The organism is Paenibacillus sp. PL91 (genome assembly GCF_012935325.2).
Taxonomy (GTDB): domain Bacteria; phylum Bacillota; class Bacilli; order Paenibacillales; family Paenibacillaceae; genus Pristimantibacillus.
Genome location: NZ_JABBYG020000012.1, coordinates 23,262 through 40,373, shown reverse-complemented (window position 1 = coordinate 40,373; position 17,112 = coordinate 23,262). Strand labels below are relative to the sequence as shown.

The following is a 17,112-nucleotide window of genomic DNA, read 5'->3' as shown; positions in this document are numbered from 1 at the left end:
GTATCATTGTGGGCTAAAATGTTACTTAGCTAGTCATAGGGATGGTGAGCTTGCTTGTTTGATATAGAGAAGAACATTAAAAATACCGAATATACTTCACTCGAAAGCATGAGCTTCAAGCTTCGTGAAATTGAACATATCCCGAACCAGATGAATGAATGGGAGTTACGGCTTCAGTTTATCGAGTCCCACATGATTCTTGTTGTGGCAAGTGGAAAAGGCTGGCTGACCATTGACGGGCAATTCACCGAGCTGCGACAAGGCATCGTGTACGTTTGTTTGCCCGGTCAACTCGTTGCAGCAGCTGCTCATTCCTTTGATGAGCGTGGGATTTATCATATGCGATTTGATGTTATGGAGGATGACGGATCATCTGTCCATTCGATGCAGATCATCAAACGGTCTAGTCCGTTCCCGGTAAATGGGGAAGTTATCGTTACGTCTCCGGTTTCTGTTAATGCTTTGTGCGATACCATTTGCCACTGCTTGCAGGACGAGGATCGTTTAAATCGATTTCGCGGCCAAATTCACTTTCACGAGATGCTGCATACCATTCTGCAGGATGCACTTCATGTACAAGGAAACGATTCAGAAACGGTGCTGGAATACGTGCGGGTCTATATCGAGCAGCATTATCAGCAAGAGCTGACGATCAATCATTTGGCCAAGGTGGCGGGGATTAGCACTCGTCATTTTATGCGGTTATTTAAAAAGAGGTATGGCTGCGGAGCGATCGACTATTTGGCAGCCTTCCGAATTAAGCAGGCGCAGCAGCTTATGCGAATAGGTGGGCAAAATCGTCTCCGTGATATTGCACGGCATGTAGGCTACCATGACGATATATATTTCCGACGCAAATTCAAACAAATATCGGGTATGCCTCCAGCTGCATTTATGAAGAACACCAGGCAAAAAATAGTGGCTTACAATGCCTCCAACATCGGACAACTGATTGCGCTTCAAATAAATCCTTCCGCCGCACCAGCCGATCACCCCTGGACCGATTATTACAATCGAAAGTATCACATGAACGCGGTGCTGCCGCTAAGTTCGAATGAGTTAATAAAGAGAGAAGAGATTAGGCTTGCCGATCCCGATTTCATTATTGGCGTCGATTTACTCGTCCCTGCCGAGGAACAGGCCATGCTCAGGGAAATCGCACCTGCGTATTTTGTGCCATGGATGAAGAACGATTGGCGTATCCATTTGCGCCTAGTTGCACAGTTTCTTGATAAGACAGCAGCTGTCGAAGCTTGGCTTGAAAATTATGATCGAAAGGCCCTCTTTGTAAGAGAACAGATGAAAATCACCTTCAAGGATAACAGTCTCCTCATTCTGAGAATCACTAGAGACCAGCTTCATGTTTTGGGCAGCAGAAGCTTGGGCACCGTGTTTTATGACGATCTGCAGGTTGTTCCCGCACGCGGCGTCGATCGATTGAAACCGGATCAGCAGGTAACGCCAGATCAACTAGCGGATTTTGATGCGGATCGTTTGTTGCTCATCGTGGATGACGATGCCCTATCGCAAGCGAGCTGGCGAACACTCATGAACGCTGATCAATGGCGCGGGCTGAAAGCCGTTCGGAACAGCCGTGTGGATTTCCTCCCTTCCTATCCTTGGGTAGAATATACGGCTTTCATCCATGAGCTGATGCTTGATGAAGCACTGAAGATTTGGCGGGATCGTACATAAAAATTTGTCGTTATCGTCAATATTCCAAAACCTTTAATTCATCTATACTCCTGATATGTGATAATGATAATCAATTTTAATGGAAGATTGTCATTTATAAAATTAGATTTTCAGGAGGGTCAACGAAGAATGAAGCAGCAAGGACGTTTGATTGCAGGATTTGTTATCGTATTATTAGTCATGATAAGCACTGCCTGTGGAGCTAATAATGCCGAGCAGAATAAGGCCAGAACTACAGCTGACAACTCTGGTCAAACAAGTACAGAAGCGACCGATAAACACCGTGTGATTAAAACTTTAAAAGGAGACATCAGTATCCCCACTGACCCTAAAAGGGTCATTGGACTTTCCGTCGTCTACCCGGAGTTTTTGTATGCGCTTGGCGTTACGCCGATTGCCGTACAAAACTATCATCAGGATTTCCCGACCTATCTCAAGGAACCGTTTAAAGATACGGTGAAGATGGGAATTGCCCAAACGCCTAATTTTGAAGCGATTCTGGCCGCTGAGCCTGATTTAATTATTGCCCCTACGTGGTGGTCAGATAAGGATTATAATCAGCTTTCCAAAATCGCACCCACCGTGCTTTTGCCGCAGCGAGACAATTGGCGTGATGAGCTGCGAGATATAGGCGATGTTCTTGGCAAGGTAGATATGGCTGAGACGATCATTATAGATTTGCAAACAAAAGAAAGCGAAGCCGAGGAGAAGCTCGACTCCCTTGTTGGCGACGAGACAGTCATGTATATGATGATTATGGCGAAGGAAATCGTAATTTACGGAGAAAATATCGATCGGGGCAGCTTTATTCATAAGAAGTTAGGTCTAACGCCGATTAAAGAATTTCCGCAGAGCGAGTTAAGCCTTTCGATTTCACTCGAAAAAATACCAGAATACAATCCTGATCATATTATTTTGCAGCTAGACGATGAGTCCAGTGAAGAAGTGAAGAGCAGATACGACGAAATGATTAATAGCTCTTTGTGGAAAAACATGACGGCCGTCAAGAAAAATCAGATTTACATGATGGGAGGCAAGGAATGGTTTAGTCTGGGCATGTCTCCTCTGGCTGACATTCATGCAATTGACGACGTCGTTCATGCTTTTGAAAATAAACAAAAATAATGGGAGGGTATACAGTGGGCACGGTTGATTTTCGGCAATTGGAGGAGAAATTTTTTTTTACTTTGCATGAGCTCGAAAACACCGTTCTTACCATCCCTGCTTCCCATCTATTAATAGAAGAAAATATGAGACTATTAATAGATACATACGGACCGCTTATCAATGCACGAGAAAGGTCTACAGCGGCAGTTTTTTTTATCAGCTGGTATGCGGCAGTATGCGGTGCGATGCAGCATATGCTTTTTCGCAGCGATGGGTTGCTACTGGATTTATCATTATCTAATTTATCCGTGCAACTATATGCAGGTGAACACTATCCCCTCTTTTCATTTAAAATCAACGAAGCGCGGTTTAGCGACATTCCAATAAGGGACCGTGATGATTGGTGCAAGAAATCACTCGACTCCTTTTATAGGGAGCACATAACGCCATTGATCCAAATGTTGTCTCAGCTTGCTCAAATGAACGCCATACCACTGTGGGGACAGATCGTTAATGCGTTATACGCTCAAATGGAAGACGATTTAGCCGAAGCGCAGGATGCAAAAAGCAGAACAAGGATCATTGATCATTTTAAAACGCTTACTCATGGTGTTCATTCCAGCGCGTTCGGACTCCGCAAAAACCCGTTTGATATTAAACTGAGCTTCATTCAGCACCCCAATAACCCTGATCATAAAATGTTAGTGAAAACAGCTTGTTGCCTCGCATATTGCTTGGATAGCGAATTTGGATACTGTTACACATGCCCGCGATTAAAAGAAAAGGATCGGGCACGGATGAGAGCGAATGGTTTCTGTTGAGCAACAGAAAAATAGGCGTAATCGGCTGCTCCTAACAGTATAAAAATAACTTCCAATTCTGATCCATTGGATTGATTTTAATCCGATAACTCATTTAACCTGAGTCCCCAAGTTTTCCGTTAAAATTGTATCTGTCGTCACATAGGCAGCTCCGGCTTCGATAAACGGACGGGCTTCCTCGCGCGTATTGACCGTCCAAAGCGATACGTCGATCCCCGCAGCTGCGCACCTCTTGATGTCGTTTGGCGACGTTGTCCTGTAATCGTAATCCAGAAACGCCGGTTTGAGCAGGTCAACCAGTTCCAAATCAGCTGCAGACGGCACCTTGTTGGATAAAAAGCCGAGCGGTATCTCCCGGTTTATTTCCCGCACTTTCTTCAGATGGTCGGCATTGAAACAAATGAAGCAGCATTGTTCGATAATACCGCTCCGTTCGACGAGCTTGACGAGCTCTTCGAGATCAGAGTCGTTGTGAAATAGTTCGATTTCGATAAAAGCGTGCATCCCATATGATTTGCAGACGGCGAGCACTTCCTCCAGCGCAGGTACTTTCAGGCCGGGATATTCTTCGATGCGGTTTCCTGCGGTAATGTTCAGCTTGCGGATCTCCTCGAATGTGAAATCCTTCGCGTTTCCAGTCCTGTCGGTCATCCGATCGACCGTCCGGTCATGGTGTACGATCCAACGGCCGTCGGTCGTGCAGTAGGTATCACATTCGATTCCCCAGAATCCGGATTCGCCGGCCAGCTTGAATGACGGGATCGTGTTTTCGGGCGCATGCATGCTCAAACCACGATGCGCGACGTATTTCGGTGTTTTCATCTTGTTTTCTCCTCCTAAAAAATGTTCGTCCCACCTGCCATTCGTCTAGCCGGAATAAGCCACCGATAGGTATCAACCCTGCCGGCGGCTTACGCGAAATGCCTTATTGGTTGCCGTTATATCGATCCAATGCAGCTTTGTAAACGTTCAAGTACTCGTCGACGCCCATCCCTTGTATGGTGTTTACATATTTATCCCACTCGGAAAACGGAACCGATCCATTAATGAACTTCGCTTCCATCTCGTCGATGTACGTGTGGATATCCGATCCGACCGTACTCATGAACTCCGTTTCCGTTTCGGTGTAGTTGAAATTATACCACAGCTCCCCCACTTGATGCGGAGCGGCTTTGTTCCCGGCTTCGATGGCTTCCGGGAGCGATTCGGAGCCCTTGAACCAGTTCACTTTGACGTATCCCGGATAACTTCCGCCCATCCAGCTGACGTAATCGGTAAGCGCCTGATCCAGCGTCAAGCCGTCCGGATGGTTTTTGATTCCATCCGCGAACTCGAGCGTACCGTCCGCGCTTTTCGTATAGCTTTCGCCTTCCTTGCCCATAAAGAACAACGTCGCCCCTTCCTCGCTGTAGAAGTGATCCATCCAACGTACGGTCGCTTCCGGATGCTCGTTCTTATCAGTAATGGCGAACGCTCCCGGCCATACCATGGGTACTTTAATATGCGAATACAGCTGATCGCCGTGCGGTCCTTTCAGAGCGCCTAGACCGATATAGTTTTCACCGTTGAATTGCGTGGAAGGATTCGGATTAATCGTCGTTGCGAGCAGCTCCTGCGCGCCCTTGGCGAACATCGTCTTGCTATCCTGCGTGAAAATGTCCTTATCGATCAAGCCTTCGTCATAAAGCTTTTCTACGAATTCGAGCACTTCCTTGTAATTTTGCGACGTACGGAAAAATCTCAATTCGTTTGTCTCCGGGTCCACGTCCACGAACTTATGGCCGAGCCCGCGGTTACCTACGCCCCATGCGCCCTTCAATTGATCGATCAATGGGCCGACGCCGACACCGCTGTACGGAATTTCGTCCGGCTGCCCATTGCCGTTTATATCCGTTTGCTTGACCGCCTTCAAGAAATTGTAATACTCCTCGATCGTCTTCGGCTCTTCGAGACCCAATGTCGTAAGCCAATCCTGCTTAATCCACAGCGGCGTGCCGATCAGCATCGGGAGAAATTCGGGATCGTAAAAAGTAGGCATCGAATAAATATGGCCGTCAGGCATCGTGAGCGCCTTCCGCAAGGCCGGGTACTTCTCCATTAAAGCCGTAAGGTTCGGTGCGTATTGCTCGAGCAGCTCGTCCAATTGCACGAAGACGCCCTGGCTGCCGTATCTCATCAAGTCCGCGGCAGGTACACGCGCGGTAAAGAACGCATCCGGATAGTCTCCGTTGGCGAGCGCCAGGTTGCGTTTCTCGGTCAGAGCAGAGAACGGAATGAGCTGGAAATTGATTTTCATTTTAGAAATCTGTTCCATCTCTCGATAGACTAGACGCTCTTCGAACGGAACGTTCCCGTTGGTTTCGGCCAATCCCGTAAAGAAGGTCAGCTCGATCGGCTCGTTTACGATAGGCATACCCGCTTCGTTAAACTTAGGAGCCGCGCTGGAAGCGCCTTCTCCGGAAGAACCGGTCGTTGCAGCGTTGTCCGTCGTTTCCGCCGCGCCGCCGACGCAGCCGGCCGTCAAACTCGCCGTTACCAGTAATGAACACACCAGCCCCATCCACTTTTTCCTCAACCTCATGTTTTCTCCTCCATATTCGTCCTTTATATATGCTCCAAGGGTCATCCCTTTAAAGCCCCGATCATAACGCCCTTCACGAAGTACCTTTGTAAAAACGGATAAAGCAGGAAAATCGGTAAATTGGCCACGATGATAATGGCGTACTTCACCGCTTCTTCGTCCATGATCGTCTGGACATGAGAACGGTCCGCCGCGTTCACCATCTCTTCCATTTGTCCTTGAATCAAGATTTCCCGCATAAACAGCTGGAGCGGATACAGCTCCCGATCGGTCAAATAAATCAATGCGCTGAAGTAGGCGTTCCAATGCCCAACCGCGTAAAACAACACCATGACCGCCAAGATCGGCAAGGAAAGCGGCAATACGATTCGAAGGAGCGTCCGAAGATCGGAGCTGCCATCGATGGAGGCCGCTTCGAGAATTTCGCCCGGAATACTGGCTTGAAAATACGTTCTCATAATCAAGATGTTGTACACCGACACGGCATTCGGAACGATCAGCGCCCACATCGTATTCGTCATGCCGAGATCGCGAACGATCATGTACGTCGGAATCAAGCCGCCGCTGAAAAACATCGTAAAAGCTATCAGCGCCATGATCACATTCTTTCCGTAAAACCTGGGCTGCGACAACGGATACGCCGCCATAACCGTCATGATGACGTTGATCGCCGTACCTACGATCGTATAAAGGAGTGTATTCGAATACCCGGTGAGCAGATCCGAGTTGGCGAACACCTTCTCGAACCCGGTAAAGCTAATATCAACGGGCCATATCCACATGCGGCCCGACAGGACGGCCGCCGGATCACTGATGGAAGCGCTCAGCACGAAGAGCAGCGGATACGCCGTAACCGCGCTGACGAGAGCCAGCAGCAACCCGTTCGCAATATCAAACCATTTCAGCTTGCGAATCGACATGCCCTCACCTCCTACCACAAACTCGTTTGATTCATATTCCGTGCGATCCGATTCACGATGACGAGCAAGATGAAGTTAACGACCGAATTAAACAGGCCGACGGCCGCAGCGAAGCTGTATTGTGAGCCGAGAATCCCGCTTCGATACACATAAGTTGAAATGACGTCGGATGCTTCCAGATTCAACGAATTTTGCATAAGAAACACCTTCTCGAATCCGACGCCCATCACCGAACCGACGTTCAGGATGAGAAGAATGATGATCGTCGGCCGGATGCCCGGCAAATTGACGTGCCAGATTCGCCGCAGCCGGGACGCCCCGTCCACGCGAGCCGCTTCATGCAGATGCGGATCGATCCCCGTTAGCGCCGCGAGATAAATAATGGAGCTCCACCCCATCTGCTGCCAGACGCCTGAAAACACGTAGATGCTCTTAAACCATTCCGGCTCCGTCATGAAATAAATCGGTTGGCCTCCTAACGCTTGAATGGCTTGGTTCACGACCCCTGTGGTCGGCGATAGGAAGATAACGACCATCCCGACCAGTACGACAGTGGACAAGAAGTGCGGCGCGTAGGTGACCGTCTGCACCAACCGCTTGAATCCGCTGCTGCGTACCTCGTTGACCATCAGCGCTAGTAGAATCGGAATCGGGAAGCCGACCGCGAGCTCGAACAGACTGATGCCGATCGTGTTTTCCAACAGCCTCCAGAAAAAGAAGCTTTCGAAAAACCGATCGAAGTGTTTCAACCCGACCCAAGGACTGCCCCAAATTCCTTTTGTGCCAATAAAGTCTTTGAAAGCAATCTGCAAGCCGTACATCGGCAAGTAATGAAAGACGAGAAAATAAATCAGTACCGGCGTAATGAGCAAATACAACTGCCAATGGCGCTTCAGGGCAAGCCTAAGCTTTCCTGTCCCCCACGTCCGATCCATGCGCTCCCTCCTTGGAAAAACCGTCATACTTGTTGCAGCTGCCGCGAACGACGAGCTCTGTCGGCAAATAACTGGTCAAGGGCAAGGGAAGCTTCCCTTCCATCCGCTGAACGAGCAGCTTCACCGCGATTCGCCCCATCGCTTCTTTATGGACTCGCACCGTCGTCAAGCCCGGACTCACGAACTCCGACATCTCGATGTCGTCGAAGGATAAGACCGATACATCCTCGGGAACGGTAAATCCGTTTTCCTGGATCGCCTTGTACGCTCCGTACGCCATCCTATCGCTGGCGGCGAAGACGGCCGTAGGACGCTTGTCCGATCGAATCAGCTCCGTCATGACCTCGTAAGCTTTCGCCGGATCGAAGCCGCCGTTGCAAATCCATGTTTGATTCAGCGAAATCCCGTGCGAAGCCAGCACTTCTTTGTACGCGATGAACCGTTCCTCCTCCTCAAGTGACGCTCCCACAACCGAGCTTCCGCCGAGGAAGGCGATCCGTCGATGGCCCAGCCCAATCAAATATTGAACCGCCTCTCTGGCCGCTCCGCGAAAGTCGACCGATACACAATCGACCCCGGGGGTTTTCAGGCCTCCAACAGAAAACACCAGCGGGACATGCCTCTTCAGCTCCTGCAGGAATTCCGATTTCAGCGGTCCGACGCAGAGTACAGCCAGATCGCATTTCTCCACACCCGCGAAAAATCTCGATTGGAAGATTTCCTGCACTTCCAACGTGAAATCAAGGCCTAAGCCTTGCTCCGCCAGTTCGCTCTCGATGCCGTACATCAACTCCGAAAAGTACGGATCATGGTACTTGTACTTCACGTCGTGCAGGACAAGCCCAATCCTGAATTTCGGGGAACGATCCGGCTGCTGCGAGGAGTGGAGCCTATGATAGCCCATTTCTTTCGCAATCCGGAGGATTCGTTCGCGCGTCTGACCGTGAACAAGGGCGCCGCCCCAGCCTCCATTCAGCGCCCGGGACACGGACGAGACCGACACGTTCGCGCGGTCAGCGATCTCTTTCAACGTCACTTTCATTTCCCTTCAACACCTGTCCGCATCTTGCAATTTTTCGCAAATCTCTGCAAAAATCGATATCATTTTGCAATTTCTTGCCTTAGTGTAATCGTTTTTTGTAAAGCTGGTGTCATCGCGTTCTTAGGGATTTGTAAAGGCTTTCGAAACGGGGGGATATGAAAATGCCTTGAAGGGCTGCCGCAGCTGTCTACCGGGGCCGTTTCAAGGCATAGCGCTTTCCGCTTAACCATTCTGAGGAATACGGACTATCGACGCTGACGTTTTCCACGGCGGCCGGCAGTCACCCTATTCCCGATTTATCAGAGGAAGGAGCCGATCGCGTTCGCAGACAAATTGCCGACTCGCCAAAAAGTATGGAACGCCAAGGAACGCATTCTATAACTGGAAGAAGATACGCTGACGATCGAGCGAGGGCTCTTGGAGAAGAAACGAAGGGTTATTGCGATGCGGCGCATCCAGGCGGTGAGCGTGACGGAAAATGTGTTGTAAGCTGTCCGGCAGGCCACCGTGCGGATTGTCGTTGCAGGCAGCTCGGACGTGGATAAAAAAACGGTTGATTTATTCCCGCATTCCCATTGTTGATTGTGCAGTTATGTTTCATAACTTGGCGATGCGCTGAACGTCATTGAGGTCACCGTCGATGCTAATAGTGAAAAAGTAATTCAAGCCCGTCTGCATCAACGTTGACTAAGACTCGTTGCTGGAGAAATTCACCTGAGGATATATTCTAAAACGAATCCCGTCGGTTACTCGGCGGGATTTTCTTATTTTCCAATAAATTAAAATTAAAAAGTGGGAAGGTTATCTAAATTGTTCCCGTCAAACCCGTCCGGTTCACTGCGAATGATATCGCGTCCATATTTGTGGAACACATCTACATGCGCCAATTTTCCACTTTTCGCTTCGTCTAAAGCAGTTACATAATCGAGTTCTCTACCGGATGCCGTCTTAAACGCAATGATGTCCCCGTCCTCATTCTTTCGAACGGCTACAATTTGTTCTTTACCGGGTTCCGCTTTAATCTCTTGAGCAGCTCTTTGCTGACCCTCTTGGCGGTATTGGTTGTAGATTCCCTCAAAGTTTGAATTGTTATTGGAATTGATGTTTGGCATATATGCACACCTCCACGGTGTATGATCCCCTGTTAGCTCGATGCGCATACACGTTCTGGTAGAACAAACCGAGCAACTGATTGAACTTTTGTATTCAAGTCACTCATTATTACACTCTCCAATCTTGGATTTTTCGCGAAGTATCTACACAATCCAGCCCGTTAGTCTCCCCGATGTTTCGAAAACGTTCCACTACCTGATTGGTCCAAGTAGAAACCTACCTCTGTATCGTTCTTATATGCAATTGCTGTGTACTCTTTGTACTTCACCAACTCGCGCTGTGTTGTATCGGGGATATTTGATGTACCTTCTCTATGCACTAGGTATAAATATACTTTTGTTTCATCTGTAAATTTATCAAATGCTTTCTTATTAAAGTATATATTTTGTGCATTAATTAGAAATTCTTCTTTAATGAAAGGCCATAAGCACTTAAGTCTTGCTCTTTTATTTGATCGTTTCAACTCGAATTGTTCTTTCAATTTATCAAGCATAACGATTCTTCCATTGTTTTTATAGTAAGAAAAGATGATATATGGTTTTTCCGCATTGATAACATTCGTATAACAAATTGTGCCCTCTATAAACATAATTTCTGAAAGAGAAAATTTAACTTTGTTCAAAGGTAATTCGAAGGAAACGGTTTCTAGTTTAGGTTCTACGCCATTTTCTATTAATAGCTTAAGTTCCTCCAATATCTTTAACATCAGAGGATATAAATCAAATAATGCATCAACTAGATTATTATAGTCATGATTCCAAGGAAGTCATTAAAGTCGGAACCCCAGTTATCGAATTCTCCTTCCTCCTTAGAGTAAAGGGCTGGTTATCCAGCCCCTCCTCCGTGGCCTCTGGCGATAAGCAAATGGAGAACATTCGTTCAATAAAATAGCGACAGTCTAGGATTTTATTTTCTCGTCCGACGATCTACACACATCCAGAACTTTACGACGTTCAGATATTCAATAACTCCGGCAATATCGGGTATTGGTACATTATTGCTGACGAAACCTTTAAATAAAAGAAAAAGCGGCTACCTACGGACTCTTCTCCGTAGGTAGCCGTTTTCGTCATCGCTTCAACTTTTTAACCATGCCTTTCATTGCTCTCCGTCAAACCTTTCGACAAATATCACACCATCCTCGACTGCCCGGCCTTTAAGTATTTATCGATGTATAATCACTGAAGATCTTCTCGGTTTTGCCGATGGGCATACCGTTGAACCCGATGCTCGCTTGGGTAGAATTTAAAGATTGGCAGTGACAGAAGTTTTTACTCTCCTACTCTGATACCTTGCAACAGCCAAGTCAATAAAGAAGCCTGCAGCCAGAAAGATAAGAAACACACTCGGGTAGCCATACCTGTTGAAGGCGACGAATGGAACATAGATTACTGTAAAATAGGCCAATGAAAGCAGCAAAAATAAATAAGGAATCATCTTTTTCCGGAAGGCTCGCATAAGCATAATCAGCAAACCTGCTGCTCCAAGAAGCATAAATACGACATGATAGATGCCCGTGATCCATATATTTACACCAAATACCGTTTTCCAATAGTAAGGAAGCGCGTATAATCCCAATACTTTATCGACCGTATACCATTTCAAGTATTTCAATGGCTCATTCTTGAAGCCGAAGATTACAATTTTTTGGGCCGTTTCGGCCAAAGCAGTATCTGAGCCTACAAATAAATTATCACTGCTGCCCTCATACTCCGGATGGGCGTCGAAGAAGGCCTTTGAAGGCGCCTCGTAATGGATAATCGCACCTAATAGCATTGGATTGCCTGCTGACTGTGTGAATGGAATGAATTTATCAAACATGATGAAATTCCGAACCCACCATGGAGATAGAAGAAGGATCATCGTTAGCGAAATAACTGCCGTATGCTTCACTATCGTTTTCCAGGATACCCTCTGCACAAGCCATAAAAAGAACCAGACAGCGGGGAAAAGCACCGTATGCGGCTTGAAATAACAAGCTAGTCCAACAATAACAGCCCCAATAACGTAATACTTCGTTTGCTGGCTCTTTAAGGCGAGAAGGCTGAAGCAAATAAGCAATATGAAAAGGGTGCGGAACATCGTTTCCGATAAAATGGCGCCGGAAGAAAAATAATCGGGCAAATAAAGCGCGGTTGCGATACTGGCAATAATAGCTGCTCTACTATTAAATAGCTGATTTGCCGCTATAAAAATCAAATAGATTGAGAAGGCTTGCAGGGCTGCCTGCAGAACTCGGAATGCCACAACCGCTTCATCTCCTTGTCCGAAGATGAGCATGAGACCAGCCAGCACGACCGGCATTCCCGGCATGATGAAAGTTGACGGATCCTCGCCGCTGTTATAAGCAATCGTATACTTATTCAATAAAATCTTGGCGCTATTTACATACTTGACGTCGTCATTATTCAACTTCTCATAAGACCCAAGCAGAAAGTGATCGCCATACAACAAAACAGATGCGGTGCTAATCAAAAAAACGAGAATGATAATAACGAATAAAGTGCTGCGAATAGGGCGGGATACATGATTAAGTTTAAACAGAATTTACACACCTTTCTCTTATATAGACGATAATTACAGAATTTCCCTTTCAACTATAATAGAAACGAACATGGTATGCAAATTGTTTCAAAAACCCCCAAATAACCCATCTCCATTGAAGGAGAGAGGCTGAGGCCAACATATTTCGAGTAGATGTGGCATGTGAGCTTCATAACGCTGATCAATCCTTTGAATACTCATACGTCACCCTTTCTCTTACTGAAGAAGCTGTTTGGCTAGCTTTTTGTTCCCGTCAAAAAGTGGAGCAGCTTCCGCGGCACACCATCCCACTATCGTGTCCCGTTAGTTTTACTATCTAAGTCCTGCAAATTCTAAAAAAACGAAAACTTGAAACGGAAAATACCGTACAAGCCGTTCACATATTATTTTTTATATTTTCTATTTTTAATCATAAGCCAAACAACTATCCCGAAAACTAAGAATGCAGCGATTGTATACCAAATCGATACAAAATTAATATTAATATCCCCATCCCCCTCATACAATCGATAGCCATAGGTGAGAAAATAATGCCTATACGGTTGCTGTTTTGAACTATCGTATCCCGTTAGTTTAACAAAAAAATAAGTGTTAATTTCGACTCTTCTCGGTGTTCTTTTCTACCTTATTGGCTAAAAGACTTATCTCATTTCTAAGCGATTGTACTTCATCTTTAACCTCACGAACAAACCTTATTAAGGTGTAACCAATTATACTTAGTATGAGACCTAATATCGGAAATATAACTCTTTTCGTAGTAATCGACATAAACACGCTATCTGGAGTATCAGATGAAAATGATTTGGGAAAGTATTGCCATAACCCAAGACCAATCAACAAAATCCCTGCGACAATCATTAAATACGAAAATGTTTTAGTCATATTGAAATACAATTAAGGCATACCTCCATAACATAATCTAAGCCTTTATTCTCCAGTATCAACTTTATTTTCAGTATACTTTATTTTCTTTCAACACTCACTTGAAACAACGTTTTAACCTGCAACATCTTTACGCTAAACGGCCCGTTAGTGTAATGAAGCAGCCGATCATTATGGGCGGCTGCTTCCGTGTTTTTATTGAAGTTCTTTACAAAGAAACTTAAGAACTCTTTCGCATCTCGAATGACATCATTATTTTGAATCCCTGTCAGATTAACTGACTCCTTTAATTTTTGATCTATATCCTGAAGTATTTCTTCATCTTTTCTATGGTCGAGTAAAATACACCAAGAGGTTGCTAATTCAGTCCAGTCCCGTCCTTTAAAATTCATCAGTTTCCTTCCTTATCAGTGAACTATCGTTCCCCGATAGTGCAATGTATTCTTCCGTCATAGTGCTGTGTCGTGCATAGACATATCAACGATTTCTTAAATCAAAAGCTTCTTCTAGTGCCGCCGTATCTTCAAAGAATTGAAAAAACGTTATCTTCTCTTGCTTAAAGCACCTGTTCGAGCAGCTCCCGCAGCTTGCGGATTCACAAAATCCAGAGGCGCTCGAGCCTTATTTGCAATGGTCATCTATGCTTCCGATTACTTGTCGCGTTATGGGATAGGCATCGCAAAACTTTTGGTCTTAGACGGAGATGGTGCTAGTTGTAGGTGATAGCATATCAAAATCGGTAGCCTGTTCCGTAATTTATAATAGCGAGGTTACGAACTTCACCTCCGGAAAGCGGCTATCCGGTCCTTTCATTAAGATTCCGCCTTGATTTTTTAAATACATATCGAAGAAATCCAGCATATGGGCATTGATAACGGAGTTCGCTCTTTCGGGCGCAATCTTTCCTGTAATGCCCAGCATTTTGAAAATTGGAGAAATGAACTGTACGTCGGCAAAATTCAAATGCTCCGTATTTTCGATATAGAGGACTTGTCCCCCTTCGTCGACCGTTTCGCGCATCCGTTCAAGCTCCAACTTTTTATCTTCCGTTACTTGATCCTCCCACTCTCTTGTTGATCCCATACGGTTAAGCTCTGCATCCGTGTAGACCCGGTTATCCATCACCATTTTTAATTTTTCGAAATAGCTTTCCGAGTTGATGAACAAAAACGGCTTTCGCAGACCCTCTCTGTCATGCAGTCGATAAAGCCCTCCATCTAAGTCTATTCCAACCGCGATTCGCGGATCGTAAGAAGCGTCATAGGCCGTCGCTCCGCCAATGGAATGACCGAACACCCCGACATGACCGAGATCAATCCTCCCTTTTAGATGACTTGGAATCTGCCCCGATTGGATGAGCTCGAATTGGTCCAGGGCAAACGCCACATCGCCGGTTAAAACTTTTCCTAACTTGTCGCGATTTCCTCTACTCGTCCGGTAATCATGGTCGGGCGAGAATAAATCGTTAGTTGTGCTGGTCGTGATTCGACCGTCCGGAAACTCGGTTGCAAATGTATTGTAGGTGTGGTCGATCACTGCCACGATATATCCGTGACTCGCGAGATTTTCGGCTTGCGACGTGTGGAGGAACCTGGAAGAGCCGTTGCCGGGATTCGCAAGGATCAGCGGGTATGAAGTCTGTGCCGAAGAGACTTCGGCCCCCGAATAAGCATGACTGGATACGTACTTCAGGTGTTGAAAAGTAAACCCGGGAAGGCCATAGTCCGCGGCCATATAACGTAAAATCCGGGTATCGGGAATAACGGGAGCGTGCTTGCCGGTGCCAGCTTGAACCGGGTACCATACTTGAACCATCAATTCTCTCTTGCCATCTCTGGCTTCGTCGAAAATCTCTTCCCTTTTTGTATCCACGAAATGAAAAGTTTGCGTTCCCACCTTAAATTCGCCTGTCGGTTCAGGTAGTTTAAATACAGGAAAAGCATACAGGAGACCCGCTGTTACGACCAGCATTATCGCTATAGCGGTATTAGCTGAACCCAACATGAATCGCGGGATTTTTTTTGGGCCGTTTTTTTTAAAATAGCTATAACCTGAAATGGCTAAAAAAATGATCGTTATGCAATATGGGAAAAATAGCTGAACTCTGTATCCTTCCACCGTCCAATGAATGACCAGTAAAAGTGTGGCGATCCCGCTTGCAACGAATACTGGAATTCTACGCAGTCCTATTTTTAATAGGACTGTTAATGCAAACAAGCCGATGTTTGACAAAAAAAGCAAAAGTTCAAACAGCCTCATCTCGATTCCCCTTTTAAAAAATTTCTATTTTCGTTTGTTCCAATATTATCCTGCCAGGCTCCAGGCAACGAAAAGTCTGGGTCTGAAAACATCTTCTTTACTAATGGATACACATCCTTAACAGACATTACTTTATCATCACCAATAAACACGGTTTCTTTTAGTTCCTCAAAAACAATTAGTCTCGTGTTCTTTCGCTTCCTTCCATTTTAGGCGAATCTTCGTGCCTGACCATATATATAAATGGTTCCCCCAGTAGTAGATTACTTCAAATAACCACTCTCAATTTCTAAGCACTCGGTTAAAGCAGGCGATATCCTTTCTTCAGGCAAATGCTTCTCTTAGGAGGTTCCTAGGACATTATATTTCATTTACTTTTATCCAAAAAGTGTAACTTTTGATGTCATCTTTTCATGTTTTCGATTTGGTCATTTCCACGCTAAACTGCCCGTTAGCTTAATGAAGCATCGTCAGTCTAAAACTTTATTTGCCTAGTCTAACGCTTTATTTTTCAGTCTAGAACTTTATTTTCTTCTGACACGAGATAACTTAAAAGGCAGCTCGTTCCTTATACAAAGTAGAGCTGCTTTTACTTATACATTTTTATAAGCTGCTTGATAAAGGAACGTGTATGTGTCAGACGAATTTAGGTTGTCATAGTAATGTTGTAGAAGTGTTTAAATAACCCATTCCGACAACTCCACGCAATCCTCAGATGAGCCAGTAAGTTACCCCCATTTTCTCATTTTTTTCACCAAATCACTTCAAACAGACACCACTCTAGTGATGATTAGCCAACTCGCGATTAATGACTCAACTCTTCTTCAGTTTAAAATCTATATAATCAATAATTTCTTTTTGGTCTTGTTGTTTTAAATTTCTATATATACTCAGTAAGTTAACTTCATCATTTTTCAAGGCATTGAACAAAATCCAATGTATATCAGCACGAAAATTAGTGTATATAGCCATGATAGTTTCTGTTGAGGGATAATATTTATCCTGCTCAATTCCACTCAAAGTTCCCTGATACACACCTATAATTATTAACTTGGTTAAGTTCATTGATCTTTCTAATTCTTTTTACACGCTCTAATATTGTCTTCATAACCCCCAGATAATAATAAAGTCCCGATGTTCACAGAACATCGAGACTTCTTTAGTTATTCAGTTAACAACTATAATGTCCGGTTAACAACTTTATTGTCATCGA

General features: G+C 45.4%; 15 protein-coding genes and 1 pseudogene. 4 read left to right on the top strand and 12 right to left on the bottom strand.

The window, feature by feature from the left end; translation table 11 throughout:
• Positions 1-54 precede the first annotated feature (54 nt).
• The 3 genes from HI950_RS23810 (at position 55) to HI950_RS23800 (ending at position 3,623) form a co-directional block, all read left to right on the top strand.
• Positions 55-1,695 carry a helix-turn-helix domain-containing protein gene (locus HI950_RS23810; RefSeq protein WP_169088198.1) on the top strand — a complete coding sequence of 547 codons (1,641 nt, stop codon included), beginning with the start codon at positions 55-57 and terminating at the stop codon, positions 1,693-1,695.
• Positions 1,696-1,824: 129 nt separating this feature from the next.
• Positions 1,825-2,820 (top strand): ABC transporter substrate-binding protein, encoded by a 996-nt coding sequence (locus HI950_RS23805; RefSeq protein WP_169088196.1) that lies wholly within the window; start codon positions 1,825-1,827, stop codon positions 2,818-2,820.
• A 14-nt stretch (positions 2,821-2,834) separates the two neighbouring features.
• Positions 2,835-3,623 (top strand): hypothetical protein, encoded by a 789-nt coding sequence (locus HI950_RS23800; RefSeq protein WP_187768156.1) that lies wholly within the window; start codon positions 2,835-2,837, stop codon positions 3,621-3,623.
• A gap of 90 nt (positions 3,624-3,713) precedes the next feature.
• On the opposite strand, the gene HI950_RS23795 is transcribed toward HI950_RS23800, so the two are convergent.
• The 5 genes from HI950_RS23795 to HI950_RS23775 form a co-directional block, all read right to left on the bottom strand.
• A complete protein-coding gene (locus tag HI950_RS23795) occupies positions 3,714-4,445 on the bottom strand; it encodes a glycerophosphodiester phosphodiesterase (RefSeq protein WP_169088192.1) in 732 nt (243 codons plus the stop codon).
• 103 nt (positions 4,446-4,548) lie between these two features.
• Positions 4,549-6,204 (bottom strand): type 2 periplasmic-binding domain-containing protein, encoded by a 1,656-nt coding sequence (locus tag HI950_RS23790; RefSeq protein ID WP_169088190.1) that lies wholly within the window; start codon positions 6,202-6,204, stop codon positions 4,549-4,551.
• A gap of 41 nt (positions 6,205-6,245) precedes the next feature.
• Positions 6,246-7,124, bottom strand: coding sequence for a carbohydrate ABC transporter permease (locus tag HI950_RS23785; protein ID WP_169088188.1), 879 nt, complete (start codon positions 7,122-7,124; stop codon positions 6,246-6,248).
• Positions 7,125-7,135: 11 nt separating this feature from the next.
• Positions 7,136-8,059 carry an ABC transporter permease gene (locus tag HI950_RS23780; RefSeq protein WP_223285472.1) on the bottom strand — a complete coding sequence of 308 codons (924 nt, stop codon included), beginning with the start codon at positions 8,057-8,059 and terminating at the stop codon, positions 7,136-7,138.
• Positions 8,028-9,101, bottom strand: coding sequence for a LacI family DNA-binding transcriptional regulator (locus tag HI950_RS23775; protein ID WP_169088184.1), 1,074 nt, complete (start codon positions 9,099-9,101; stop codon positions 8,028-8,030). The genes HI950_RS23780 and HI950_RS23775 overlap by 32 nt, the downstream gene beginning before the upstream one ends.
• Positions 9,102-9,482: 381 nt before the next feature.
• Between HI950_RS23775 and HI950_RS37080 the strand changes: the two genes are divergently transcribed.
• Complete coding sequence (locus HI950_RS37080) at positions 9,483-9,590, top strand: PH domain-containing protein (protein WP_169088433.1); 108 nt, start codon at positions 9,483-9,485, stop codon at positions 9,588-9,590.
• A 296-nt stretch (positions 9,591-9,886) separates the two neighbouring features.
• Here HI950_RS37080 and HI950_RS23765 read toward each other — a convergent pair whose 3' ends face one another.
• From HI950_RS23765 to HI950_RS23740, 7 genes and pseudogenes are all read right to left on the bottom strand, one after another.
• Positions 9,887-10,213, bottom strand: a complete 327-nt coding sequence (locus tag HI950_RS23765) for a DUF3892 domain-containing protein (protein ID WP_169088182.1) — start codon at positions 10,211-10,213, stop codon at positions 9,887-9,889.
• Between the two features lie 161 nt (positions 10,214-10,374).
• Complete coding sequence (locus tag HI950_RS23760) at positions 10,375-10,908, bottom strand: hypothetical protein (RefSeq protein WP_169088180.1); 534 nt, start codon at positions 10,906-10,908, stop codon at positions 10,375-10,377.
• Between the two features lie 551 nt (positions 10,909-11,459).
• Positions 11,460-12,626 carry a glycosyltransferase family 39 protein gene (locus HI950_RS23755; protein WP_169088178.1) on the bottom strand — a complete coding sequence of 389 codons (1,167 nt, stop codon included), beginning with the start codon at positions 12,624-12,626 and terminating at the stop codon, positions 11,460-11,462.
• A gap of 1,094 nt (positions 12,627-13,720) precedes the next feature.
• Positions 13,721-14,032 (bottom strand): hypothetical protein, encoded by a 312-nt coding sequence (locus HI950_RS23750; RefSeq protein ID WP_169088176.1) that lies wholly within the window; start codon positions 14,030-14,032, stop codon positions 13,721-13,723.
• A 364-nt stretch (positions 14,033-14,396) separates the two neighbouring features.
• Entirely contained in the window at positions 14,397-15,899 is a 1,503-nt protein-coding gene (locus tag HI950_RS23745) for an alpha/beta hydrolase family protein (protein WP_169088174.1), read from the bottom strand.
• A gap of 65 nt (positions 15,900-15,964) precedes the next feature.
• Positions 15,965-16,134, bottom strand: a pseudogene (locus HI950_RS36045) (histidine phosphatase family protein); the annotation flags it as partial.
• Positions 16,135-16,712: 578 nt separating this feature from the next.
• Positions 16,713-16,964: a hypothetical protein gene (locus tag HI950_RS23740; protein WP_169088172.1), complete on the bottom strand. Its 252-nt coding sequence runs from the start codon at positions 16,962-16,964 to the stop codon at positions 16,713-16,715.
• Positions 16,965-17,112: the final 148 nt, after the last annotated feature.